Here is a 22,772-nt window from a genome sequence, read left to right as displayed (position 1 = left end):
CTACAGCTCCGGCCGGGGCCACGCCGGGTCCGGCCGGAACGCGGTCCAGGTCCCGTCGAACGGGTAGCTGCCCGCTTCGACCAGCCCGATCACCCGCTCGCCCTCGGCACGCAGCCGGTCCAGCTGCTCGGCGGTGAGCCGCCCGGCCGCCACCGCGGCCGCCGCCTCGTCCTCGTCCTTCCACGCCCAGGTGCGGTCCGGGGCCACCGCGAGGTCGAGCACGCCGTCGATCCGGTCCACGCCGTCGTCCGTGCGGCCCAGCGGGATCTCCAGGTTCACGTACCAGCCAGTGAAACGCAGGTCCTCGTCGAAGAACCACCACACCGCGGACCACTCGCCGTCCACCACGCGCCGCACGTTCGGGGTGTCCCGCCAGGTGGTCTCGTACCGCTCGCGCGGCAGCCGGAACCGGTCGGCCAGCGGCGCGTCCCGCATCCGCCTGCCGTCGCTGAGCCTGGTGCCGAGAATGGGCGTGCCTGCCGGCAGCCAGCCGACCAGTTCGACGCCGTCGTCGGCGAGCACGCGCATCGGGTGCACCTGCCCCTCGCTGCCGTCCGGCCGGTGGAAGCGGTACCGCACGGTCGATCCAGGCGCAAAACCCATCATGGCCACACCGTACCGAGCATGATCAGCAGAATTCCCGAGCTGATCACCACCACCGCCCCGCGCGCGGTGGAGACCGACCGGCCGAGCACCACCGCGGCGAACAGTTCGACCAGCGCCAGCACGGCGGCGATCCGCAGCGCCTGGAACGGGTCGAGCACGGTCGCCAGCAGCGCGGCCACCAGCCCGCCACCGAGCACCGGCCAGCGGCCCGCCTCCTCCTGCGCCGACGAGAGCGCGGTCAGCCCGGCGGACACCGTCGCCACCGCGGCCACCGCCGCGAGCATGGTGGCCAGCGCGGGCGCGTCGGCCGCGGCGAGCAGGTCGCGCAGCGAGGTCGCCGAGAGCCCCAGCCGGAACGGGCCGAGCTGGTACAGCGCGGCGGCCGCGAGCGCCAGCAGCGCGGCGACCGGGGCGGCCGGCCACCAGCGCGAAGGCTCCGCCGAGCCGGGACGCACCAGCAGCGGCACCACCACGACCGCGGCGAGCAGCACCCCGGCCGGTCCCTGGTGCTGACCGGGCTGGGCCTGCGCGACCGGCGGAACGGCAAGGCACAAGGCGATCAGCGCGAGCCCGACGACCAGCAGCAGGCCGGTGATCCAGCGGGCGGTGAACGCCGAGGGCCGCAGCCCGGCCGCCTGTGCGAGCACCAGCACCGCGACCACCACCCCGGCGATCCACGGCGGCGCGCCCGGCACCACGTAGGCGGCGAAGGCCGAGCCGAACAGCGGCAGCAGGCCGATCCGGGCGGCGGCGCGGGTGCCGACGGCCAGCCGTCCACCGGCGGGCGGGAGCCCGGCCGCCAGCCAGGCGAGCGCGCCGGCGAGCCCGATCCCGGCGAGCAGCCACCAGCCCGCCGCCGCGGCACCCGCGGCGAGCACGACCAGGGAACCGGCCCCGACGAGCACCTCGGCCACCTACCTCTCGCACCGACCCGAGTTGTCATTAGCATGGCTCACGATCAGTCCGGGCCACCCGCCCGGTACCGCCGACGCGAACGCATGAGGACAAAGATGACCGTGCCGAAGCTTGCCTTGTCCGAGAACACCGAGGCCGCGCTGGGCAAGACCCGCGCCGAGGTGATCGTCGTCGGGACCGTGCAGGGCGAGGACGGGCTCACGCTCGCCCCCGGCGCCGAGGCCGCCGACGCCGCCTTCGACGGCAAGCTGGCCGAGGTGCTGACCACGCTGGGTGCCGCGGGCAAGGCCGAAGAGGTCGTCAAGCTGCCGACGCTGGGCCGCACCGGCGCCGACGTGGTGCTGGCCGTCGGCCTCGGCAAGGCCGGCGCCGACGGCATCACCGCCGAGCAGGTCCGCCGCGCCTCCGGGGCGGCCGCGCGGGCGCTGGCAGGCACCGGGCGCGCGTTCACCACCCTGTCCGCTGTGGACCTCCAGGCCACCGTCGAGGGCACCGTGCTCGGCGCCTACACCTTCACCGAGTACAAGTCCGAGCCCGGCGACGCGCCGCTGTCCACTGTGGACATCGCGAGCCCGGCCGACGGCAACGCCCGCGAGCACCGCGCCACGCTGAAGGCGGCCACCGCGATCGCCGAAGCGGTGATCGTCGCGCGCGACCTGATCAACACCCCGCCGAACGACCTGTTCCCGGCCTCCTTCGCCGACCGCGCCAAGAAGCTGGCCGACGCGAACAAGCTGGACATCGAGGTGCTCGACGAGAAGGCGCTCAAGCGCAAGGGCTTCGGCGGCATTCTCGGCGTCGGCGGCGGTTCCTCGCGCCAGCCGCGCCTGCTGCGCATCGCCTACACGCCCGCCAAGGCGAAGAAGAAGATCGCGCTGGTCGGCAAGGGCATCACCTTCGACTCGGGCGGCATCTCGATCAAGCCCGCGGCGAACATGGACCACATGACCTCGGACATGTCCGGCGCGGCGGGCGTGCTCGCGTCGGTGGTGCTGGCCGCGAAGCTGAAGTACCCGCTCGAGGTGGTCGCGCACATCCCGCTGGCGGAGAACCTGCCGTCGGGCACCTCCTACCGCCCCGGCGACGTGCTGACCATGTACGGCGGCAAGACCGTCGAGGTGCTCAACACCGACGCCGAGGGCCGCCTGGTGCTGGCCGACGCGATCGTGCGCGCCGGTGAGGAGAACCCGGACTACCTGATCGAGACCTCCACGCTGACCGGCGCGCAGGTGGTGGCGCTCGGCAACCGGACCGCCGGGATCATGGGCTCGGACGAGTTCCGCGACCGCGTGGCCGAGATCGCCAGGGCCACCGGTGAGGGCGGCTGGGCCATGCCGCTGCCCGAGGAACTGCGCGGCGACCTCGACTCGCGGCTGGCCGACCTGGCCAACGTCACCGGCCACCGCTGGGGCGGCATGCTCGCGGCCGGGATCTTCCTGCGCGAGTTCGTCACCGAGGACCTGCCGTGGGCCCACATCGACATCGCCGGCCCGTCGTTCAACACCGGCGGCCCGTGGGGCTACACCGCCAAGGGCGGCACCGGCGTGCCGGTGCGCACCATCGCCGCGGTGCTGGCGGACATCGCCGAACGCGGCTGAGCCCTTTGCACGAACAGCTCGAACCGGCCGTGAGCGCGGTGCTCACGGCCGGTGAGCCGCAGGTGGACCGCACCGTCGGGGACACCGCGCTGCTGCTGGCAGGCAGCGGGTTCCCCGGCGAGGCCGATCGGCTGGTGCGCACCTGGCTGTCGGCCACCGAGCGCCCGGCGACCGCGCTGGTGGCCACTCCCGTGCACGCCCGCGCGTGGGCGATGCTGTTCGAAGCCCGTGGCGAACGGCCGTCCTGGGCCGACGCGCTGCTCCCCCTCGATCTCGACGCCGAAGAGGCCGCGCACCGCGCCTACCTCAGCCGGCCGATGTCGTCGCTGCCGACCGGCCTGCTGGGCGATCTCGGCGACTCCCTGCCCGGGCGCCTCGTCTCCGGCCTGGCCGAGCACCTGGAACAGGGCGACCCCGACCCGACCAGAACGACGCTGTTGCGTGCCGAGGACCTCGCCCGCGACGGCGACCACGACGCCGCGGGCGCGGCACTGGCGGACTGGGCCGCGCTGCGACCGTCGATGCCCGCCGCACTGGCCTGCCGCCATCTCGCGCCGCTGCTGGTGGCCGGAGCCGACCCGCTCGGCCTCGGCGAGGAGCACGCCACCGCGCTGGCCGCCGAACTGATCGCCGCCCTGCGCACGCGGTACCCGGCGGACACCGCTTCGCTGGACTGGCCCGCGCTGGTCGAGCGCATCCTCGAACTGCGCGAGGCGACCGGCCGCGCCCCGGCGTCCACAAGGGACATCACCGCCGCGGAAGCCCGCCTCGGCCGGGAATTACCGCCCGACTACCGGGATTTCCTGCGCACCACCGACGGACTGCCCGCCGACGTCGCCTTCCCGCGCCTGCTCGCCGCGGCCGAACTGACCGCGCACGGCGGCGTGGTCCCGATCAGCGAGCGGGGCGAGAGCATGATCCTTCTCTCACCCGTGTCCTCGGGCTGGGTGGTCGTGCAGACCGATCCGCTGCTCGGCACCAGCACCTACCGCACCTTCCGCGAGCTGATGGAAGAGCACCTGCGGCTGCTGGAGTCCTAACCGGCGTTCGGCCTGCGCTTCTGCCGCTCGGTGTACTCGCGCATGCGCTTGGGGTAGCCGACCTTCGACACCTCGTAGACCGGGATCGAGCGCTTCTTGCCGAACTGCTGCGCGGCTTCCAGGCTGCCGATGCGCCGCCGGGTCCACTCCCCGTCGTGCGCGATCAGCACCACGGTGGTCTCGGTGACCGTGGTCCGCGGTTCCACATAGGCCTCGACCCCGTTCCGCCGAGCCGCCCACTCGTCCAGGTGACGGGTGTCGTCCGGAGTGGATTTCCGCAGCGTGCCGGGCTTGCCACCACCTTTCGAGCCGCCCTTGCCCCGTCTGCGCAGCGAGTCGAACAGACCCACACCGACCACCCTCTCTCGAAGCCGCTGACACGTCCATTATCGCCCTGGTCCAGCAGGTGTGTCGGCACACACCCGGCTAGGTCGCAAGCGTGCCGGACGAGGTGACAAGATGAGGTGTGTTCCGCGCGCGCGAAGTACTCGCGCGCGGGCGGACGAGCATCATCGCCGAGCTCTTGCTAGGAGTATTCAACGTGACCGACACCTCCGCTGACCTGGTGATCCTCGGTGGCGGATCAGGCGGGTACGCCGCGGCCTTCCGCGCGGCCGAGCTCGGCCTTTCCGTCATCCTGATCGAGAAGGACAAGCTGGGTGGGACCTGCCTGCACCGCGGGTGCATCCCGACCAAGGCCCTGCTGCACGCGGCGGAGGTCGCCGACTCGGCCCGCGAGAGCGAGCAGTTCGGCGTGAAGGCCACCCTGGAGGGCGTCGACATCGCCGGGGTGAACAAGTACAAGGATTCGATCGTCTCCCGGCTGTACAAGGGCCTGCAGGGCCTGGCAAAGGCCCACAAGGTCACCCTGGTCGAGGGCAGCGGCACCTTCGTCGGCGGCACCAGCGTCGAGGTGGACGGCACCCGGTACACCGGCAAGAACGTCATCCTGGCCACCGGCTCGTACTCCAAGACGCTGCCGGGCCTGGAGCTGGGCGGGCGGATCATCGCCAGCGAGCAGGCGCTGTCGCTGGACTACATCCCGGAGAAGGCCGTGGTGCTCGGCGGCGGGGTGATCGGGGTGGAGTTCGCCAGCGTGTGGGCCTCCTTCGGCACCGAGGTGACCATCGTCGAGGCGCTGCCGCGACTGGTCCCGAACGAGGACGAGTTCGCCTCCAAGCAGCTCGAGCGCGCCTTCCGCCGTCGCAAGATCGCCTTCAAGACCGGGGTCAAGTTCACCGGCGCCAAGCAGGACGACAACGGCGTGAGCGTGTCGCTGGAGTCCGGCGAGACCATCGACGCCGACCTGCTGCTGGTCGCGGTCGGCCGCGGGCCCAACTCGGCCGGGCACGGCTACGAGGAGGCCGGGGTCGGCATGGAGCGCGGGTTCGTGCTCACCGACGAGCGCCTGCGCACCAACCTGCCGAACGTCTACGCGGTCGGCGACATCGTGCCGGGCCTGCAGCTCGCGCACCGCGGTTTCCAGCAGGGCATCTTCGTCGCCGAGGAGGTCGCCGGACTGGACCCGCGCCCGGTGGACGAGGCGGGTATCCCGCGGGTGACCTACTCGCACCCCGAGGTCGCCTCGGTCGGCCTCACCGAGGCACAGGCCAAGGAGCGCTACGGTGCCGACGTGGTCACCTTCACCTACGACCTCGGCGGCAACGGCAAGAGCCAGATCCTGAAGACCTCCGGCGCGGTGAAGCTGATCAAGGCGCCGGACGGCCCGGTGGTCGGCCTGCACCTGGTCGGCGACCGCGTCGGCGAGCTGATCGGCGAAGCGCAGCTGATCTACAACTGGGAGGCCTTCCCGGAGGACATCGCCCCGCTCATCCACGCCCACCCCACCCAGTCCGAGGCACTCGGCGAAGCGCACCTGGCCCTGGCAGGCAAGCCACTGCACGTGCACAGCTGACGACCGCGTACCAACCCAAAGACCGCACCAGAACCATTTCATCAAGGGAGTCAGCAGAAAATGGCCTACTCCGTCACATTGCCGGAGCTCGGGGAGAGCGTCACGGAGGGCACCGTCACCCGGTGGCTCAAGCAGGAGGGTGACCGGGTCGAGGTCGACGAGCCATTGCTCGAGATCTCCACCGACAAGGTGGACACCGAGGTGCCCTCCCCGGTGGCGGGCACCGTGCAGCGCATCGTGGCCGCCGAGGACGAGACCGTCGAGGTCGGCGGCGAGCTCGCGGTGATCGACGACGGCTCCGGCGGCGGCGAGTCCGCGCCCGCCGAGCAGTCGGCCCCCGCACAGGAACAGGCTCCGGCCCAGGAGTCGCAGCCCGAACCCGAGCCGGAGCCCGAGCCGCGGCGCGAGGAGGCCCCGGCGGCGCAGCCCGCCCCATCCGGTTCCGCGCAGGGCACCCCGGTGACCCTGCCCGAGCTGGGCGAGAGCGTCACCGAGGGCACCGTCACCCGCTGGCTCAAGCAGGTCGGCGACACCGTCGAGGTGGACGAGCCGCTGCTCGAGATCTCCACCGACAAGGTGGACACCGAGGTGCCGTCGCCGGTGGCGGGCACCGTGCTGGAGATCAGCGTCGGTGAGGACGAGACCGTCGAGGTCGGCGGTCAGCTGGCCGTGGTCGGCGACGCGGGTGCCGCTCCGCAGCAGCAGTCGGCCCCCAAGGCCGAGGCCGCGCCGCAGCCGAAGGAAGAGCCCAAGACCGAGCCGGTCCCGCAGCAGTCGGCGCCCCAGCAGTCGGCACCGCAGCAGCAGGCGCCCCAGCAGTCGGCGCCCCGGCACGAGGCGCCGAAGCAGGAAGCCCCGAAGCAGGCGGCTCCCCAGCAGCAGTCCGCTCCGAGCAAGCCCGCGGCCGACACCAACGGCGCTTCCTCGCCGTACGTCACGCCGCTGGTGCGCAAGCTGGCTTCGGAGAACGGCATCGACCTCGCGTCGCTGACCGGCAGCGGGGTCGGTGGCCGCATCCGCAAGCAGGACGTGCTGGCCGCGGTCGAGGAGAAGCAGAAGCAGGCCGCCTCGGCGCCCGCCGCTGCCGCGCCTTCGGCCCCGGCTCAGTCGCAGGCTCCGGCACCCGCCGCCCCGGCCCCGGCCGCCGGCGGTCAGGACAAGTCGGCGCTGCGCGGCACCGTGCAGAAGGCCAACCGGATCCGGCAGATCACCGCGCTCAAGACCAAGGAATCGCTCCAGGTCTCCGCGCAGCTGACCCAGGTCCACGAGGTCGACGTGACCAAGATCGCCCGGCTGCGCCAGCGGGCGAAGGCGGCGTTCAAGGAGCGCGAGGGCATCAACCTCACCTTCCTGCCGTTCTTCGCCAAGGCCACGGTCGAGGCGCTCAAGCAGCACCCGAACGTGAACGCGTCGTACAACGAGGAGACCAAGGAGATCACCTACCACGGTGCGGTCCACCTCGGGATCGCCGTGGACACCGAAAAGGGCCTGCTGTCGGTGGTCATCCACGACGCCGGTGAGCTGAACCTGGCCGGGCTCGCGCACAAGATCGCCGACCTGGCGGCCCGCGCGCGGACCAACAAGATCAAGCCGGACGAGCTGACCGGTGGCACCTTCACGGTGACCAACATCGGCAGCAACGGCGCGCTGTTCGACACGCCGATCATCGTGCAGCCGCAGTCGGGCATGCTCGGCACCGGCGCGGTGGTGAAGCGGCCGGTGGTGATCAGCGACAGCGACGGCAACGACACCATCGCCGTGCGGTCGATGGCGTTCCTGCCGCTGACCTACGACCACCGCCTGATCGACGGCGCGGACGCGGGCCGGTTCGTCACCACGATCAAGCAGCGCCTCGAGGAAGGCAACTTCGAGGACGAACTGGGGCTGTAAGCACCCGGCTCGAAACGGGGCACCACCTGCGCGGTGGTGCCCCGTTCTGCTGTCCGGGGCCGGTTGACAGAGTCGACTTCTCCAATATTCTAGAATTACGGAATTCTAGAGGGAGGGTCCGATGTTGAACCGCCGGAAGTTGCTCGCGTCGGTTGCCGTCGCCGGGTCCGTGGCGTTGCTGCCACCACCCCGGGCGCGCGCGGCCACCCCGGCCGGCGAATGGCTGGACTGGCTGGCCGCGCACCGCGGCAACGTCGGTGCCGCGGTGGACGACGGCACCGGGCGCCGGATCCGGCACCGCGCCGACGTGCCGATGGTGCTGGCCTCGACGGTGAAGGTGGTGCACGCGGCCGCGTACGGGCAGGCGGTGGCCGAAGGCAGGCTCGACCCGGCCGAGCGGATCCGGGTCGGCGACTGGGACATCCGGCACCCGTGGGTGTCCGACGGCGGCGCGCACCGGCAGTCGCTGCTCGCGCTCGGCGTCCCGTGTGACGAATTCGGCATCGCGCACGACCCCGAGCAACGGGTGGCGCTGGACGACCTGGTCCGCTCGATGATCCTGTACAGCGACAACGCCGCCCCTGACTACCTGCGCCACCGCCTCGGCGACGGCGCGTTGCACCGGGCGGGCGCGGCCGGCGGCTGGTGGCGGCCGGACATCCGGTCGCTGCAAGGAGAAACGCTCCAGCTGATCCTGCCGGAGCTGGCCGGGCGCACTCCCGCGCAGCGCCGCGCGATCGGCGACCGGCTCGCCGCGAAGTTCATCCACAGCGAGGCGTTCCGCACCGAAGTGGCGCACCGAATCCCGTCCACGCCCGCCACGAGCGACGCTCAGTGGCCGTGGACGCGGGGCACCGGACGCGGCACGGCGGAGCAGCTGGCGAGCATGCACCGCGCAGTCGCTCACACGGGTGGGATCGCCCGTGACCACCTGGAAGTGGCGTTCGCGAGCAAGGTGCCAGACGGAGCCGTGGCGGTCGGCTTCAAGGGCGGCAGCCTGCCGAAGACCCTGACCACGGGCATGAGCGTGCGCTGGCGCGACGGCCGCATCGGCTCGCTGGCTCTGCTGCTGACCGGGATCAGCGACGAACAGGCGGCCGCACCCGGCGGTTTCCTCGAAGCCGGGCTGGCCGCGTTGAGCACCCCGGCCGGGTTCGACGGGCTGGCACGAGCGCTCGGCGGCTGACCGGCATGCTGGTGTGATGAGCGCCGAGCTGAGCGAGCGGGTCGCCGAGCTGGAACGCCGGGTGGCCGCACTGGAGCACCGCGATGAGCCGGAACCCCCGCCCGAGGACGACGGCGGGCTGATCACCTACGCCGGTCGGCTGACCCGGCCGGGTGAGCTGCAGTGGCAGGTCGCCCTGCCGTCCTCGCGGGTGCTGGCGCTGGCGGACCAGCCGCGCATCGAGGTGCTGTCGGCGCTCGCGCACCCCGCTCGCTCGGCGATCGTCCGGCACCTCGCCGAGCACGGCTCGCAACCGGGCGCGGCACTGCAGGAAGCCGCCGAACTGGGCTCGGCCGGGCAGTTCTACCACCACCTCAAGGCACTGACCGGCGCCGGCATCGTCGAGCAGGACAAGCGGGGCAGCTACCGCCTCAACCCGCGCGCGGCGATCCCGGCACTGGTCCTGCTCGCGGCGGCGGCCGACATCGCGGGCCAGTTGCGCTGAGTGGTGGCAGGATCGACGGCATGCGAGTTCTCATCGCCGGGTCCAGCGGCCTGCTCGGCAACGCACTGACCGCCCGGCTGCGCGCCGACGGCCACGAGGTCGTCCGGCTCGTCCGCCGCGAGACCCGCAAGGGCGACGAGTACAGCTGGGACCCGCCGGCCGGCCGGGTCGGGGACGGCGCGTTCGACGGCACCGACGCGGTGGTCAACCTGTGCGGGGCACCGCTGCTGCCCGCCCGCTGGAGCGCCGCGCGCAAGCAGGTCATTCTCGACAGCCGCGTCGAGCCGACCGAGGTGCTCGCCGAAGCGGTCGCCGAGCACGGGATTCCCGTGCTGCTCAACGCTTCCGCCGTCGGTTACTACGGTGACGCCGGTGCCGCGCTGCTGGACGAATCCGCGCCGAACGGCGAGGGCTTCCTCGCGGACCTCTGCGCCGCTTGGGAAAACGCCGCGGAGGCGGCGGGCGGCGCCCGCGTGGTGCGGTTGCGCACCGGGCTGGTGCTCTCCGGCGAAGGCGGTCTGCTCGGTCCGCTCAAGCCGCTGTTCTCCTTGGCACTGGGCGGAAAACTCGGCGACGGCTCGCAGTACATGCCGTGGATCTCCGAAGCGGACCACATTTCCGCGGTGTTGTTCGCACTGGCCAACGAGAACCTCTCCGGCGCGGTGAACGTCTGCGGACCGCTGCCGGTGACCAACGCCGAATTCACCCGTGAGTTCGGCCGCGTGCTCAATCGCCCCGCCCCGTGGTGGGTCCCGGCGCCGGCGATGAAGCTGGCGATCGGCCAGGCCGCCGAAGAAATGGCGCTGGCGAGCCAGCGGGCCGTGCCGCGGGCACTGGAGGACGCCGGGTTCGAGTTCGAGCACAAGACCGTCGGCGAAGCGCTCGCCGCGGCCGTTTCCCGATGACCGCCGGATTGAGACGCGCGCTCAGCGTCCGGTGGGGCCTGTTCGGCGGGGTCCTGCTGCTCGCGTTCACCGTGCTGGGCCTGGCCGTCCGCGATCGGCCGTGGGGACTGGACCTGGCGCTGCTGTGGGCATTGCACGGCGAATGGCTGGACGCGCCGGGCGTGGTGGCCGGGGCGCTGAGCCACGTGTTCGGCCCGGTGCTGCCGGTGGCGCTCGGGCTCGGCCTGGTCTTCGCCGCCGTGCTGAACTACCGGCGCGGCGATCGCGCCACCGGCAGCGTGCTGGTGCGGGTGACCGCGGTGCTGGTGCTGTGCCGGCTGACCAGCTTCGTGTTCAAGCCGCTGTTCGAGCGCGACCGCCCGCGCGAGTACGCCGACCTGAGCTATCCGAGCGGGCACGTGGTGTCCGTGGCCAGCACCGGGTTCGCCGCGGTGCTGCTGTGCGCCTGGCTGGCGCCCCGGCTGGTGCGCCGGATGACGGTCTGGGCGCTGGCCGCGACCGTGGTGGCCGCGGCCTGCCGGGTGGTGCTCACCGTGCACTGGCTCACCGACACCCTCGGCGCGGTGCTCGCCGTCGGCGGTGTGGGCCTGGTCTCAGCGGTGGCACTGCGCCTGCTGCCCGTCTTATCGGATCGGGGTCCGGCGGCGTAGCGTGGCGGGCGTGACGACCTCCTCCTGCCGCGCCACCCGCGAAGCCGTCGACGTCCGCCTGCTCGGCACGATCGACTACCTCGAAGCGTGGGAACTGCAACGCACGACCGCGACGGCCCGCGCCGACGGCGAGGGGCCCGACACCATGTTCCTGCTGGAGCACCCGTCGGTGTACACCGCGGGCAAGCGCACCGAACCGGGTGATCGGCCGGTCGACGGCACCCCGGTGATCGACGTGGACCGCGGCGGGAAGATCACCTGGCACGGGCCGGGGCAGCTGGTCGGCTACCCGATCGTGAAGCTGGCCGACCCGATCGACGTGGTGCAGTACGTGCGGCGCCTGGAAGAGGGCCTGATCGCGGTGTGCGAGGGCTTCGGCGTGCACGCCGGCCGGGTCGAGGGCCGCAGCGGGGTGTGGATCCCGGCCGACGACCGCGGCCCCGAGCGCAAGATCGCCGCGATCGGCATCCGCGTGCAGCGCGGGGTGACCATGCACGGCTTCGAGCTGAACTGCAATCCCGACCTGAGCGCGTTCGACAAGATCGTGCCGTGCGGCATCCGCGACGCCGGGGTCACCTCGCTGTCGTTCGAGGTGGGCCACGAGGTGACCGTCACCGAGGCGCTGGCCTCCGCGCGCGACGCGGTGCTGGCGGCGCTGGAGGGCGGCCTCCCGGTCCGCGAGGACCGCTGGCTGCCGCGTCCGGCCACCCCCAGCGCCGACGGTGTCACCTTCGTGCTGCAGAACTCCTGATCAGCCGAGCTGGCGCGCCACCTCTGCGCTGATCAGCTCCAGGTGGTCCAGGTCGGACAGGTCGAGCACCTGCAGGTAGAGCCGGGTGACCCCGGTCTTCTCCGCCCAGGTGCCGATCTTGTCCACGGCTTCGGCGGTGGTACCGGCGATGCCGTTCTGCCGGACCTCGGCGGGCTCCCGCCCGATCGCTGCGGCCCGCTTGGTGAACTCGGCCTCGTCGCGGCCGATCGCCACCACCTGGGCCGCCGAGCGCACGATCTCCTTGGGGTCGCGGCCGATCTCCGCGGCGGCCGCCTCCACCCGCCGGAACTGCGCGAGCGCGGTGTCGGCGTCGGTGAAGGGCAGGTTGAACTCGTCGGCGTAGCGCGCGGCGAGCTGCGGGGTGCGCTTCTTGCCCCCGCCGCCGATGATCACCGGCGGGCGCGGGCGCTGGGCCGGCTTCGGCAGGCCGGGCGCCTCGCTGAGCTGGTAGTGCTCCCCGTCGAAGGTGAAGGTCTCCCCCTCCGGGGTTTCCCACAATCCGGTGAGCACGGCGAGCTGCTCGCTGTAGAGGTCGAAGCGTTCCTTGATGGCGGGCATCGGGATGCCGTACGCGGTGTGCTCGGCGTCGTACCAGCCGGAGCCGAGGCCGAACTCGACGCGACCGCCGGACATCTGGTCCACCTGCGCCACCGCGATCGCCAGCATCGACGGATGCCGGAAGGTGGCGGCGGTGACCAGCGTGCCGAGCCGGATGCGCCGGGTCTCGCGGGCGAGCGCGCCGAGGGTGACCCAGGCGTCGGTGGGCCCCGGCAGCCCGGTGGCCGAGCCCATCCTCAGGATGTGGTCGGAGCGGAAGAACGCGTCGTAGCCGAGGTCCTCGGCGGCCTTCGCGACACGCAGCTGGTCGTCGTAGCTGGCCCCCTGCTGGGGCTCGGTGAAGATCCTTAGTTCCACGGGTACCGAATCTACGCGTGCTCCGGGGTCACCCTGATCCGGCTCAGCAGGGTGATCACCACGGCCTCCACCTCGGCGCTGACCTGGGCCGGATCCGCCGATCCGGCGATCACCGTGGCCGCCGAGGACAACGCGCCGAACAGCAGCCTCGAGGTGGTGTCCACCGGCACCTGCTCCAGTTCACCGGCGGCGACCAGCTCCTCGATGCAGTCGCGGAGCAGGCCGAAGCTGAAGTGCTCCTCGGCCTGGCGCCAGCGCTCCCAGCCCATCACCACCGGCGCCTCGTGCACCACCACGCGCTGGTACGACGGTTCGAGGCAGCACTTGAGAAAGGTGCGCAGGCAGTCGATCGCCCGGTCCCACGGCGGCTCGGGGCCACTGCGGATCTGGCGCAGCCGGTCGATCACTTCGTTTTCCACCGCGTCGAAAGCGGCTTCGAACAATGCCTGCTTTCCGGTGAAATGGTGGTACAGCGCGCCTTTTGTGACCCGGGCGCGGCGGGCGATCTCGTCGAGCGAGGTGCCGGCGTAACCGCGTTCGGTGAACAGTTCCACCGCGCTGGTGACCAGTGCCGATCGGGTCGACTCCGAGTAGTCGAGCCGGCGGGACCTCATAGCGACCACTTTGTCAGCACGGCCACAACCTTACGACACATCCGACGGAACATACCCGTGGTACGGTACCGGCAGTCAGGACCGTACCGGGAGTATGCCGCAAACCTGCGGTATGGCCCCGCTCACGGCAAGGGGGCTCCAACCATGAGCTGGCACGACTACTACCGCCGACGCGACGCCATCGAAGCCGCACTGCGCCAGGCGAAACGCGATCCCGCCGGGCCGCTGCCCCGCACGGGGGTGTTCGCTTCCGACCGCGAGCTGGTGCTCGCCCTGCAGTACAAGTGGTCGCTGATCCTCGGCGGCCACCTGCGGGTCCAGCTGTGCGAAACCGACGGGGACGAGCTGGACGCGGTCACCCGCGCCTGGCGGGCCGCCGCCGAGGCGCAGCCGACCCTGCGCGCGGTGCTCGACGCCCACCTCGGCCGGTTCCCGGAAGCGGCCCCGGTGCGTGAGGCCGAGCTGCGGATGCTCGCCCACGCGGCTGGGCTGTCCGAGGCCGGTGACTCCGCCGAACAGGTGACGAAGGTCGGCCTCGCACTGGAAAGCCTGCTGCTCGGCGGCCCGGCGAAGGCACGCGCGGGCTGTGTGGTGCGGCGCCTGCTCACGCCGAGCGCATAGTCTCGGGCCATGCCTTCGACCAAGTGGACAGAGGCGGACATCCCGGCGCAGGACGGCCGCACGGTGGTGATCACCGGCGCCAACTCCGGGCTCGGCCTGCGCAGTGCGGTGGTGCTCGCGGAGAAGGGCGCGCGGGTGCTGCTCGCCTGCCGGTCGCCGGAACGCGGTCAGCGCGCGCTCGACGAGGTGGCCGAGGTCGCCACCGGCCCGGCGCCGGAGCTGGTCCGGCTGGACCTCGCCTCACTGGCCTCGGTGCGTGAAGCCGCCGCGGAGATCCGCAAGACCACCGGTGATTCGGTCGACGTCCTGCTGAACAACGCCGGCTTGATGGCCCCGCCCAAGGGCCACACCGTTGACGGACTTGAAACGCAATTCGGGACCAACCACGTCGGGCACGCCGCACTGACCTGGCTGCTGATGCCCGCGTTGCGCGCCGCCGAGGGTGTCTCGCGGGTGGTGACGGTGTCGAGCGTGGTCGCCGCAATCGGCCGGATCGATCTGGCCGATCCGAACTTCGAGACCCGGGGCTACCTGTCGTACCCGGCCTACGGGCAGTCGAAGCTGGCCAACCAGGTGTTCGCGCTGGAGCTGGACCGGCGGCTGCGCGCGGCGGGCGAACCGGTGCTCAGCGTCGCCGCGCATCCCGGGTACACGCGCTCGGGGCTCACGTCCGGCATGGCGAGTTCACAGCGCAACGCGGCGTTGCGGGCGGTCTTCAGCGCGGGTGGCGCGCTCAGCGACCGGCTGATGGCGCAGAGCACCCGCATGGGCACCCTCCCGCAGCTGTACGCGGCCACCGCGCCCGAGGTGGAAGGCGGCGCGTACTACGGCCCGGACGGCTTCGCCGGGGTGCGGGGTTTCCCCACTCGCGTGCGCCCGCTCGGCCCCGCGCGGGACGAGCCGCTCGGCGCCGGGCTCTGGCAGCTCACCGCGGAAATGACCGGGATCACGCCCGACCCGGCTTGATCGGCGGCGGCCTGGTCCGGGCGTACGCTGGTCTGCGTGAGTGCTGCCCCGGAGGGTCGGAAGCTGTTGCGGCTCGAGGTTCGTAACAGTCAGACGCCGATCGAGAAGAAGCCGTCGTGGATCAAGACGCGGGCGCGGATGGGTCCGGAGTTCACCGAGTTGAAGGGCTTGGTGCGCCGGGAGGGTCTGCACACCGTGTGTGAAGAGGCGGGTTGTCCCAACATTTACGAGTGCTGGGAGGATCGGGAGGCGACGTTCCTGATCGGCGGGGATCAGTGCACCCGTCGTTGTGATTTCTGTCAGATCGACACCGGCCGCCCGGCGGAGCTGGATCGGTCGGAGCCGCGCAAGGTGGCCGAGAGTGTGCAGGCGATGGGCCTGCGCTACTCCACCGTGACCGGTGTGGCCCGCGATGACCTCGATGATGGTGGTGCCTGGCTCTATGCCGAAACCGTGCGCCAGATCCACGCGCTGAACCCGGGTACCGGTGTCGAGTTGTTGATCCCGGACTTCAACGCCGACCCGGCTCAGCTGGCCGAGGTGTTCGGGTCCCGGCCGGAGGTGCTGGCGCACAACGTGGAGACGGTGCCGCGGATTTTCAAGCGGATCCGTCCCGGGTTCCGGTATGCCCGGTCGCTGGAGGTCATCACCGCCGCCCGTGAGGCCGGGTTGGTGACCAAGTCGAACTTGATCCTGGGCATGGGCGAGACCCCGGACGAGGTGGGCCCGGCGATGCGGGATCTGGTCGAGGCGGGCTGCGAGATCCTCACGATCACCCAGTATCTGCGGCCTTCTCCGCGGCACCATCCGGTGGACCGGTGGGTCAAGCCCGAAGAGTTCGTCGAGCATTCGCGGGCCGCCGAGGCGATGGGGTTCGCCGGTGTGATGGCCGGGCCGCTGGTGCGGTCGTCGTACCGGGCCGGGCGGTTGTACGCGCAGACCAAGGCCCACCGCGGTGAGGAGTTGCCGGAGAACCTGGCCCACCTGGCCGCTCAGGGTCCCGCCGCACAGGAGGCCACCAGCCTGCTGAACCGTTAGTAGTAGGGGCACGTACCACCAAAGTAGGTGAAATCCCCTGACCTGAGACTGACGACCGATGGTTAGGGTCGGCACTAGCCTGAACGGCGATTCGCCCGATTCACTGACCTGAGGGGACTTCACGTGGCACTGGTGACCGACATTCTCGACTGGCTGCGGGCGCTGCCGCCCGCCGGCGTGACCGCCGGAGCCGGCCTGCTGGTGTTCGGGGAGACCACCCTCGGCCTCGGCTTCATCGCGCCGGGTGAGTCCGGCCTGTTCATTCTCGGCACCACCGTGGACAACACGCCGAAGTTCCTGCTGATGTGGCTGGTCACCACGGTCTGCGCGATCGGCGGCGATTCGGTCGGTTACCTGATCGGCAAGAAGTTCGGCCCCCGGCTGCGGCAGACGAAACTGGTCAAGAAGTACGGCGCCGACGGTTGGGACAAGGCGTGTGACTTCTTGCGCCGCAAGGGTTCCTGGGCGGTGCTGATCGCGATCTTCCTGCCGGTGATGCGAACACTGGTCCCGGCCGCGGCTGGCGCCTCCGGCCTGCCGTTCCGGAAGTTCCTGCCGCCGGTGGTGGTCGGCGCGACGGCCTGGTGCGCCCTGCACATCGGCATCGGCGCCGCCGCCGGTGAAGCCGCCGAGCAGCTGGAGTCCGCGGTGGGCAAGGGCAGCTGGATCGTGCTGGCCCTGATCGCCGCCGCCTTTGTCGGCTTCGTGCTGTACAAGCGTAAGCGCGACAAGGCCAAGGAAGCCGCGGGCGCCCCGAAGACGGACCCCACTCCCGAAACCGAGCCCGCCCAGCCGTGACTCCGGGGAGTCCCGCACTCGGCGACTCGGGTGGCTGAGTGTGGGACTCGAACGGGTGGGCTGAGCTGGAGGGGGATGCGTTGCCGCGACGGCGGTAGTTGGGTGGTTCCCAGCAACCGAGGCCGTCTGGAGGCAGCATGCGCGGAACGAGGACAGGGCTGGCGATACTGGCGCTCGCCACCATCGCCACGGCGGGATTGCCCGCGGTCGCCCAGCAGGCGCCGGCCTGGGCGCCCTGTCCCGACGGGTTCGGCGGCAAGCTCGAATGCGCCGAGATCACCGTGCCCCAGGACTACGACGTGCCCGACGGGCCCCAGATCAAGATCGCCATCTCGCGGCTCAAGGCGACCAGCCCGAACAAGCGGGGCGTGCTGCTGCTCAATCCCGGCGGCCCCGGCTCGAGCGGGCGCGCCATGCCGCAGGCGGTCGGCGGGCTCGCGCCGCGCGGGGTGACCGACCAGTACGACCTGATCGGCTTCGACCCGCGCGGCACCGGCGCCAGCACCCCGGTCTCCTGCGAACTCACCCCCGAGCAGCAGGTCGGCACCAAGCTCATCCCCTACCCCGCGGCCGACGGCTCGATCACCGAGAACCTCGCGTACGCGGAGCAGGTGGCGAAGCAGTGCGCCACCAGCGTCGACATCCCGCACGTCACCACCGCCAACACCGCCCGCGACATGGACCGCATCCGCGCCGCGCTCGGTGAGGAGAAGATCTCCTACTTCGGCGGCAGCTACGGCTCCTATCTCGGCGCCGTCTACACCACGCTCTTCCCGGATCGCAGCGACCGCGTGGTGCTCGACGCGGTGGTCGATCCGACGGACGTGTGGCGCCGCGTCTGGCAGCTCTGGGGCCTGGCCAACGAGGAACGCTTCGAGGACTTCGCCGGCTGGGCCGCCGCCCGGCACGGCACCTACGAACTCGGCGAAACCCCGGAGGCGGTCCGCGAGACGTACTTCACCCTGGTCGCCAAGCTCGACGCCACCCCGCTGGCCACGAGTGGAAAACCCATGTCCGGCAACGATCTCCGCGCCGAAACCCGTGGCTCGCTGTACGGCGACGAGAGCTTTCCCTCACTGGCGAAGCTGTGGCAGGCGGCCAAGCTGAACGATCCCGCCCGGGCCGCCGAAGCCCGTCAGCTGCCCGACCAGTCGCAGTCCTTTCCCGCCACGCTCTGGTCGATCGCCTGCAACGAGTCGGACTGGCCGCATGAACCGAAGCTGTACCAGCGCGAGGTCGACCGCGACCGCAAGCTCTACCCGATCACCGGTGGCATGCCGTCCAACGTCTGGCCGTGTGCCTTCTGGGCGCACCAGCCGGAGCAACCGGTCGAGGTGGCCGACCGCGGCCAGCCGCCGATTCTGCTCCTGCAGAACCTGCGCGACCCGGCCACGCCGCTGCCCGGCGCGCTGGCCATGCGCAAGTCGCTCGGCGACCGCGCCCGCCTGGTCCTCGCCGACCAGGGCGGCCACGGCACCTACCTGACCACGCAGAACGCGTGCGGTTCCAACGCCGCCACGTCGTTCCTGGTGCACGGCACCCTGCCCGAAAAGGACGTCTTCTGCGGCCCGGAAACCGCGGTCCCGGACGCCAGGGTGGCCTCCGGCCCGCAACGCGACGAACTGGTCCGCGACCTGCGCGCCGGTCAGTTCCCATTCTGAGTTGTCTTTGGCAAGTAGCGGCGTGCCACGTTTTCCTTGGTGGACGCGCCTGCCTGCCAGTCGGTGATCCAGGGGCCGGTGCCCTCGCTCGGGTCGAGCACGCCTTGCTCGAGCCAGGTGTACCGGCCCTTCAGCGTGTGCCCGGCGATCCGGTGGTCGACGTCGTCGGTGTTGTCCCACAACGCGCCGAACAGCGCATCGACTCGCAACCGCGCCTGGCGGCAGAAGGCGTCGGCGAGTTCGTAGGCCGCTTCGCCCTCTTCGCGGTTGATCCCGCGCTGCATCTCCGCGCGCACGCAGGCCGCCGACATCGCGAACAACTCGGCACCGATGTCGACGATCCGCCCGAGGAAGCCCTGCCGCTTCTCCAGCCCGGCCTGCCAGCGCGCCATGCCGTAGAAGGTCGACCGCGCGAGCTTGCGCGCGGTCCGCTCGACGTAACGCAGGTGCCCGGCCAGCGCACCGAACTCGGGGTACGAGGTCGGCACCTGCCCCTTGCCCGCGACCAGTTTCGGCAGCCACTTCGCGTAAAACCCACTGGCCTTCGCGGCGGCCTTCGCCTTGGCCTTCACGTCGGCGTCCGGATCGGCGAGATCACCCGCCGCGGTGAGGTGCGAGTCGACCGCTTCCCGCGCGATCAGCAGTCGCATGATCTCCGAGGAGCCCTCGAAGATCCGGTTGATCCGCAGGTCGCGGACCAACTGCTCGACCGGCACCGCCCGCTCCCCGCGCGCGGCCAGCGATTCGGCCGTCTCGTAACCGCGGCCACCGCGGATCTGCATCAGTTCGTCGGCGATCAGGCAGGACACCTCGCTGGCCCACAGCTTCGCCAGCGCCGCCTCGATCCGGATGTCGTTGCGCCCCTCGTCGCTCATGTGCCCGGACAGGTCGAGCACGGCCTCCAACGCGTACGAGGTCGCCGCGATGTAGGAGATCTTGTTCGCCACCGCGCCGTGCTCACCGACCGGCTTGCCCCACTGGACCCGCTCGCCCGACCATTCGCGCGCGATCTTCAGGCACCACTTCGCCGCGCCCGCGCACATCGCCGGAATGGACAGGCGCCCGGTGTTCAGCGTGGTCAGCGCGATCTTGAGCCCGTCGCCCTCACGGCCGACCATGTTCTCCTTCGGCACGCGCACCTTGTGGAACCGGGTCACCCCGTTCTCGATACCGCGCAGGCCCATGAACGCGTTGCGGTGCTCGACGGTGATGCCGGGCGAGTCGGCCTCGACGATGAACGCGGTGACCCCGCCGCGATGTCCTTCGCTCTTGGGCACGCGGGCCATCACCACGACGAGTTCGGCGACCACCCCGTTGGTGGTCCACAGCTTCACCCCGTCGAGTTCGTACGCCTCGCCGCCGTCGACCGGCACCGCGGCGGTGGCCAGGCGCGCCGGGTCCGAGCCGACGTCGGGCTCGGTGAGCAGGAAGGCGGTGACCGCACCCTTCGCGCACCGGGGCAGGAAGCGCTTCTTCTGCTCGTCGGTCCCGGCCAGCTTGAGCGGTTCGGGCACGCCGATGGACTGGTGCGCGGACAGCAGCGCGCCGATCGTCGGGTGCACCGAGGCGGCCAGCATCAGCGCGCGGTTGTAGGCGAACTGGGTCAGCCCGAGGCCGCCGTAGGCCTCGGGGATCTTGATGCCGAAGCAGCCCAGCTCGGCGAAGCCCTTGACGAACTCGTCCGGGATGCGGGACTCGCGCTCGATGACGGTGCCGTCGAGGGTCTCGCAGTAGGCGCGGAGCTGGGTGAGGAACCGGTCCGCCTTCGCCTCGTCCTCGGCGGACGGCAGCGGGTGCGGGTGCACCAGGTCGAGGCGGAACCGGCCGAGGAACAGCTCCTTGGCGAAGGAGGGTTTCTGCCAGCCGCTCTCCCTCGCCTCCTCGGCCACCGCGCGGGCTTCCTTCTCCGTCACCTTCGGCTGGTCGGCCACGACAGCCTCCCCTTCCTCGAATCGACGAGTCCCGTCAAGTCCGTTCCGGAAACTGTGATCAGTGTTACCCATCAGTAGCGAAAGGGAAACCGGCAGGCGGGCTACGTTACTGAAGAGTTCGACCGGATCTGGAGGTGAAGCGGATGACCACGGCGGAACTCCCGCGCCCGCTCGCGTTTGTGCTCGGGGGCGGCGGCAGCCTTGGCGCGATGCAGGTCGGCATGCTGCGGGCGGTCACCGAAGCGGGCTACCGTCCCGACCTGGTGGTGGGCACCTCGGTCGGTTCGCTCAACAGCGCGGTGCTCGCCCTCAAGGGGGACGACCAGGCCGAACGGCTGGAGCACATCTGGACCAGGATGACCCGGCACGAGGCCTTTCCCGGCGGGGTGTTCAGCCAGGTCCGCACGCTGCGGACCAGCGGGACCAACCTCTTCCCGAACACCGGCCTGGCCGCGATCATCGACGAGTACCTCGGTGACGGCACCACCTTCGAAGACCTCGCGCTGCCGCTGGGCGTGGTGACCACGGACGTGGAGACGGCCGAGCCGCGGCTCATCCGCTCGGGCGAGCTGCGGCCCGCGTTGCTGGCCAGCTGCGCCATTCCGGGCATCTACCCGCCGGTCGAGCACGAGGGCAGGCTGCTCTACGACGGCGGCCTGGTGGCCAACGTGCCGATGCGCCAAGCGATCTCGATGGGCGCGAAGTCGCTCGTCGTGCTCGACTGCGCGTTCCCGGGCCAGCTGCCCGCGCGGCCGCAGACGCTGGCCGAAGTGGTGATGTTCACCGCGATGATCAGCATGCGGAACCAGGCGGTGCTGGAGGCGCCCCTGGCCGCGGCCGAGGTGCCGGTGGTCTACCTGCCCGGCCCGCCACCCGTGCGGGTGAGCCCGCTCGACTTCCGGCGCACCCGCGAATTCACCGCACTCGCGTACGAAACGGCCAAAAAGCACCTCGAAGGCCTTTCCGTGAACGGTCCCGGGCTTTACGGGGTGCCCGGCCTCGCCACGCCTTGACCGCGATCTCGGGTACTTTTGACGCAGAGGGAAATCCACCGCGTCAATTCTTAAAAAAGAGATCAAATGCCATCCAAGAAGTCTTTACTCTTGCTTCCGCTGGCCGCGTTGCTGCTGCTTTCCGCGTGCTCGGCGAGCGATTCCGGCGGCACCACCGCGGGCACCCCGGAACCGGCGCCGCCGGTCGTGCGCATCGAGCCGGCGGGCGGGCAGGACCTCAGCCCGGTCACCCCGGTCACCGTGCACACCGAGAACGCGGGGCTGACCGAGGTGGTGGTGGCGAACACCGAGCGGGGGACGCAGGTCAAGGGCACGCTGGCACCGGACCGCGCCAGCTGGACATCGGCCGAACCGCTCGGGTACGGCGCCAGCTACACGATCACCGCGAAAGCCGTTGACCGGCAAGGAAAACCGATCGAGCAGCAGGCGAAGATCAGCACCCTGACGCCGAAGCAGCAGGCCGAGCCGAACCTGATCCCGGCGCCCGGCGCGGTGGCGCAGGGCGGGATCGGCGTCGGGCAGCCGATCGTGTTCCAGTTCAGCCAGCCGGTGAAGGGCGACGCCGCGAAGGCCACCGTGGAGAAGTCGCTCTCGGTGGTCTCCGAACCGGCGCAGGAGGGCGGCTGGTACTGGATCGACGACAAGAACGTGCACTACCGGCCCAAGGAGTACTGGCAGCCGGGCACCACGCTGAAGGTGGCGGCCAAGGTGTACGGCGTCGATTTCGGCGGCGGGGTCTACGGCGCGCAGGACCGCGAGGAAACCTACAAGGTGCACGATTCCTGGGTGGCCAAGGCGGACGGCAACACCGAGCAGATGCAGATATTCCACAGTGGAGCGCTGGTGAAGACCATGCCGATCTCGATGGGCAAGGACGCCACCCCGACCCATCTCGGCGCGCACGTCATCTCGGAAAAGCACGACAGCTACACGATGGACTCGTGCACCTACGGCGTCTGCCAGGGCTCGCCCGGTTACTACCGGACGCAGGAGAAGTGGTCGCTGCGCATCTCGAACGACGGCGAGTTCGTGCACGAGAACCCGAACAGCGTCGGCCAGCAGGGCAGCTCGAACGTCTCACACGGCTGCATCAATCTCAACGCCGAGAACGCCAAGTGGTTCTTCGACAACCTCGGCCTCGGCGATGTGGTCGAAGTGACGAACTCCGGCGGCCCGCAGCTACCGGTGTGGGACCTCTACGGCGACTGGTCGGTGCCGTGGGACCAGTGGGTGGCGGGCAGCGCACTCCGCTGA

The 22,772-nt window shown here is 71.0% G+C and carries 22 protein-coding genes; 16 read left to right on the top strand and 6 right to left on the bottom strand.

Annotated features, from left to right (window positions below):
- Both YIM_RS12180 and YIM_RS12175 read right to left on the bottom strand, forming a co-directional pair.
- On the bottom strand, nucleotides 1–606 hold the full coding sequence (locus YIM_RS12180; RefSeq protein ID WP_153030457.1) for a DUF402 domain-containing protein: 606 nt from the start codon (nucleotides 604–606) through the stop codon (nucleotides 1–3).
- Nucleotides 603–1,520, bottom strand: a complete 918-nt coding sequence (locus tag YIM_RS12175) for a hypothetical protein (RefSeq protein ID WP_153030456.1) — start codon at nucleotides 1,518–1,520, stop codon at nucleotides 603–605. Before YIM_RS12175 ends, YIM_RS12180 begins: the two co-directional genes overlap by 4 nt.
- A gap of 96 nt (nucleotides 1,521–1,616) precedes the next feature.
- Here YIM_RS12175 and YIM_RS12170 point away from each other — a divergent pair, with 96 nt between their 5' ends.
- Both YIM_RS12170 and YIM_RS12165 read left to right on the top strand, forming a co-directional pair.
- On the top strand, nucleotides 1,617–3,119 hold the full coding sequence (locus tag YIM_RS12170) for a leucyl aminopeptidase (RefSeq protein ID WP_153030455.1): 1,503 nt from the start codon (nucleotides 1,617–1,619) through the stop codon (nucleotides 3,117–3,119).
- Nucleotides 3,120–3,148: 29 nt separating this feature from the next.
- Entirely contained in the window at nucleotides 3,149–4,159 is a 1,011-nt protein-coding gene (locus tag YIM_RS12165; protein WP_228004687.1) for an SMI1/KNR4 family protein, read from the top strand.
- Here the strand turns inward: YIM_RS12165 and YIM_RS12160 are convergent.
- Nucleotides 4,156–4,518, bottom strand: a complete 363-nt coding sequence (locus tag YIM_RS12160; RefSeq protein ID WP_153030453.1) for an oxidoreductase — start codon at nucleotides 4,516–4,518, stop codon at nucleotides 4,156–4,158. The two genes, YIM_RS12165 and YIM_RS12160, sit on opposite strands and share 4 nt — an antisense overlap.
- 182 nt (nucleotides 4,519–4,700) lie before the next feature.
- On the opposite strand from YIM_RS12160, the gene lpdA reads away from it, so the two are divergent.
- The 7 genes from lpdA to lipB all read left to right on the top strand — a co-directional run bounded on the left by lpdA (nucleotide 4,701) and on the right by lipB (nucleotide 11,940).
- Nucleotides 4,701–6,074, top strand: coding sequence for a dihydrolipoyl dehydrogenase (gene lpdA, locus YIM_RS12155; protein ID WP_153030452.1), 1,374 nt, complete (start codon nucleotides 4,701–4,703; stop codon nucleotides 6,072–6,074).
- Between the two features lie 60 nt (nucleotides 6,075–6,134).
- Nucleotides 6,135–7,964 (top strand): 2-oxoglutarate dehydrogenase, E2 component, dihydrolipoamide succinyltransferase, encoded by a 1,830-nt coding sequence (gene sucB, locus YIM_RS12150; protein WP_153030451.1) that lies wholly within the window; start codon nucleotides 6,135–6,137, stop codon nucleotides 7,962–7,964.
- A gap of 121 nt (nucleotides 7,965–8,085) precedes the next feature.
- Nucleotides 8,086–9,150: a serine hydrolase gene (locus YIM_RS12145; protein WP_153030450.1), complete on the top strand. Its 1,065-nt coding sequence runs from the start codon at nucleotides 8,086–8,088 to the stop codon at nucleotides 9,148–9,150.
- Nucleotides 9,151–9,166: 16 nt separating this feature from the next.
- The gene (locus YIM_RS12140; protein WP_153030449.1) at nucleotides 9,167–9,634 is read left to right on the top strand and encodes a helix-turn-helix transcriptional regulator; all 468 of its coding nucleotides are present in this window, start codon (nucleotides 9,167–9,169) and stop codon (nucleotides 9,632–9,634) included.
- Between the two features lie 20 nt (nucleotides 9,635–9,654).
- The gene (locus YIM_RS12135) at nucleotides 9,655–10,539 is read left to right on the top strand and encodes a TIGR01777 family oxidoreductase (protein ID WP_153030448.1); all 885 of its coding nucleotides are present in this window, start codon (nucleotides 9,655–9,657) and stop codon (nucleotides 10,537–10,539) included.
- Nucleotides 10,536–11,189: a phosphatase PAP2 family protein gene (locus YIM_RS12130; protein WP_153030447.1), complete on the top strand. Its 654-nt coding sequence runs from the start codon at nucleotides 10,536–10,538 to the stop codon at nucleotides 11,187–11,189. Before YIM_RS12135 ends, YIM_RS12130 begins: the two co-directional genes overlap by 4 nt.
- A 10-nt stretch (nucleotides 11,190–11,199) precedes the next feature.
- Entirely contained in the window at nucleotides 11,200–11,940 is a 741-nt protein-coding gene (lipB, locus tag YIM_RS12125) for a lipoyl(octanoyl) transferase LipB (protein WP_370468977.1), read from the top strand.
- Here the strand turns inward: lipB and YIM_RS12120 are convergent, their stop codons facing one another.
- Nucleotides 11,941–12,876, bottom strand: a complete 936-nt coding sequence (locus YIM_RS12120; protein WP_153030445.1) for an LLM class F420-dependent oxidoreductase — start codon at nucleotides 12,874–12,876, stop codon at nucleotides 11,941–11,943.
- Between the two features lie 11 nt (nucleotides 12,877–12,887).
- Complete coding sequence (locus tag YIM_RS12115; RefSeq protein ID WP_153030444.1) at nucleotides 12,888–13,490, bottom strand: TetR/AcrR family transcriptional regulator; 603 nt, start codon at nucleotides 13,488–13,490, stop codon at nucleotides 12,888–12,890.
- 144 nt (nucleotides 13,491–13,634) lie between these two features.
- Here YIM_RS12115 and YIM_RS12110 point away from each other — a divergent pair, with 144 nt between their 5' ends.
- From YIM_RS12110 to YIM_RS12090, 5 genes are all read left to right on the top strand, one after another.
- On the top strand, nucleotides 13,635–14,111 hold the full coding sequence (locus YIM_RS12110; RefSeq protein WP_153030443.1) for a hypothetical protein: 477 nt from the start codon (nucleotides 13,635–13,637) through the stop codon (nucleotides 14,109–14,111).
- 9 nt (nucleotides 14,112–14,120) lie between these two features.
- Entirely contained in the window at nucleotides 14,121–15,077 is a 957-nt protein-coding gene (locus YIM_RS12105; RefSeq protein ID WP_153030442.1) for an oxidoreductase, read from the top strand.
- 36 nt (nucleotides 15,078–15,113) lie between these two features.
- Nucleotides 15,114–16,115, top strand: a complete 1,002-nt coding sequence (gene lipA / locus YIM_RS12100) for a lipoyl synthase (RefSeq protein ID WP_153030441.1) — start codon at nucleotides 15,114–15,116, stop codon at nucleotides 16,113–16,115.
- A 123-nt stretch (nucleotides 16,116–16,238) separates the two neighbouring features.
- Entirely contained in the window at nucleotides 16,239–16,913 is a 675-nt protein-coding gene (locus tag YIM_RS12095) for a DedA family protein (protein ID WP_153030440.1), read from the top strand.
- Nucleotides 16,914–17,050: 137 nt separating this feature from the next.
- Nucleotides 17,051–18,574 carry an alpha/beta hydrolase gene (locus YIM_RS12090; protein ID WP_153030439.1) on the top strand — a complete coding sequence of 508 codons (1,524 nt, stop codon included), beginning with the start codon at nucleotides 17,051–17,053 and terminating at the stop codon, nucleotides 18,572–18,574.
- Here the strand turns inward: YIM_RS12090 and YIM_RS12085 are convergent.
- A complete protein-coding gene (locus YIM_RS12085) occupies nucleotides 18,559–20,505 on the bottom strand; it encodes an acyl-CoA dehydrogenase family protein (RefSeq protein WP_153030438.1) in 1,947 nt (648 codons plus the stop codon). The genes YIM_RS12090 and YIM_RS12085 overlap by 16 nt on opposite strands.
- Nucleotides 20,506–20,648: 143 nt before the next feature.
- Here YIM_RS12085 and YIM_RS12080 point away from each other — a divergent pair, with 143 nt between their 5' ends.
- A complete protein-coding gene (locus YIM_RS12080) occupies nucleotides 20,649–21,518 on the top strand; it encodes a patatin-like phospholipase family protein (protein ID WP_153030437.1) in 870 nt (289 codons plus the stop codon).
- 66 nt (nucleotides 21,519–21,584) lie between these two features.
- Entirely contained in the window at nucleotides 21,585–22,772 is a 1,188-nt protein-coding gene (locus YIM_RS12075) for an Ig-like domain-containing protein (RefSeq protein ID WP_153030436.1), read from the top strand.

The organism is Amycolatopsis sp. YIM 10 (assembly GCF_009429145.1).
Lineage (GTDB): Bacteria > Actinomycetota > Actinomycetes > Mycobacteriales > Pseudonocardiaceae > Amycolatopsis.
Note: the sequence above shows the minus strand (reverse complement) of the source record. Positions and strands in the feature narration are given on the sequence as shown.

Bases quoted from the DNA above. Each gene is read 5' to 3' on its own strand.
- YIM_RS12180 (WP_153030457.1), bottom strand. From the start codon at position 606: ATGATGGGTTTTGCGCCTGGATCGACCGTGCGGTACCGCTTCCACCGG.
- YIM_RS12170 (WP_153030455.1), top strand. From the start codon at position 1,617: ATGACCGTGCCGAAGCTTGCCTTGTCCGAGAACACCGAGGCCGCGCTG.
- sucB (WP_153030451.1), top strand. From the start codon at position 6,135: ATGGCCTACTCCGTCACATTGCCGGAGCTCGGGGAGAGCGTCACGGAG.
- YIM_RS12145 (WP_153030450.1), top strand. From the start codon at position 8,086: ATGTTGAACCGCCGGAAGTTGCTCGCGTCGGTTGCCGTCGCCGGGTCC.
- YIM_RS12140 (WP_153030449.1), top strand. From the start codon at position 9,167: ATGAGCGCCGAGCTGAGCGAGCGGGTCGCCGAGCTGGAACGCCGGGTG.
- YIM_RS12135 (WP_153030448.1), top strand. From the start codon at position 9,655: ATGCGAGTTCTCATCGCCGGGTCCAGCGGCCTGCTCGGCAACGCACTG.
- YIM_RS12130 (WP_153030447.1), top strand. From the start codon at position 10,536: ATGACCGCCGGATTGAGACGCGCGCTCAGCGTCCGGTGGGGCCTGTTC.
- YIM_RS12115 (WP_153030444.1), bottom strand. From the start codon at position 13,490: ATGAGGTCCCGCCGGCTCGACTACTCGGAGTCGACCCGATCGGCACTG.
- YIM_RS12110 (WP_153030443.1), top strand. From the start codon at position 13,635: ATGAGCTGGCACGACTACTACCGCCGACGCGACGCCATCGAAGCCGCA.
- YIM_RS12105 (WP_153030442.1), top strand. From the start codon at position 14,121: ATGCCTTCGACCAAGTGGACAGAGGCGGACATCCCGGCGCAGGACGGC.
- YIM_RS12090 (WP_153030439.1), top strand. From the start codon at position 17,051: ATGCGCGGAACGAGGACAGGGCTGGCGATACTGGCGCTCGCCACCATC.
- YIM_RS12080 (WP_153030437.1), top strand. From the start codon at position 20,649: ATGACCACGGCGGAACTCCCGCGCCCGCTCGCGTTTGTGCTCGGGGGC.
- YIM_RS12075 (WP_153030436.1), top strand. From the start codon at position 21,585: ATGCCATCCAAGAAGTCTTTACTCTTGCTTCCGCTGGCCGCGTTGCTG.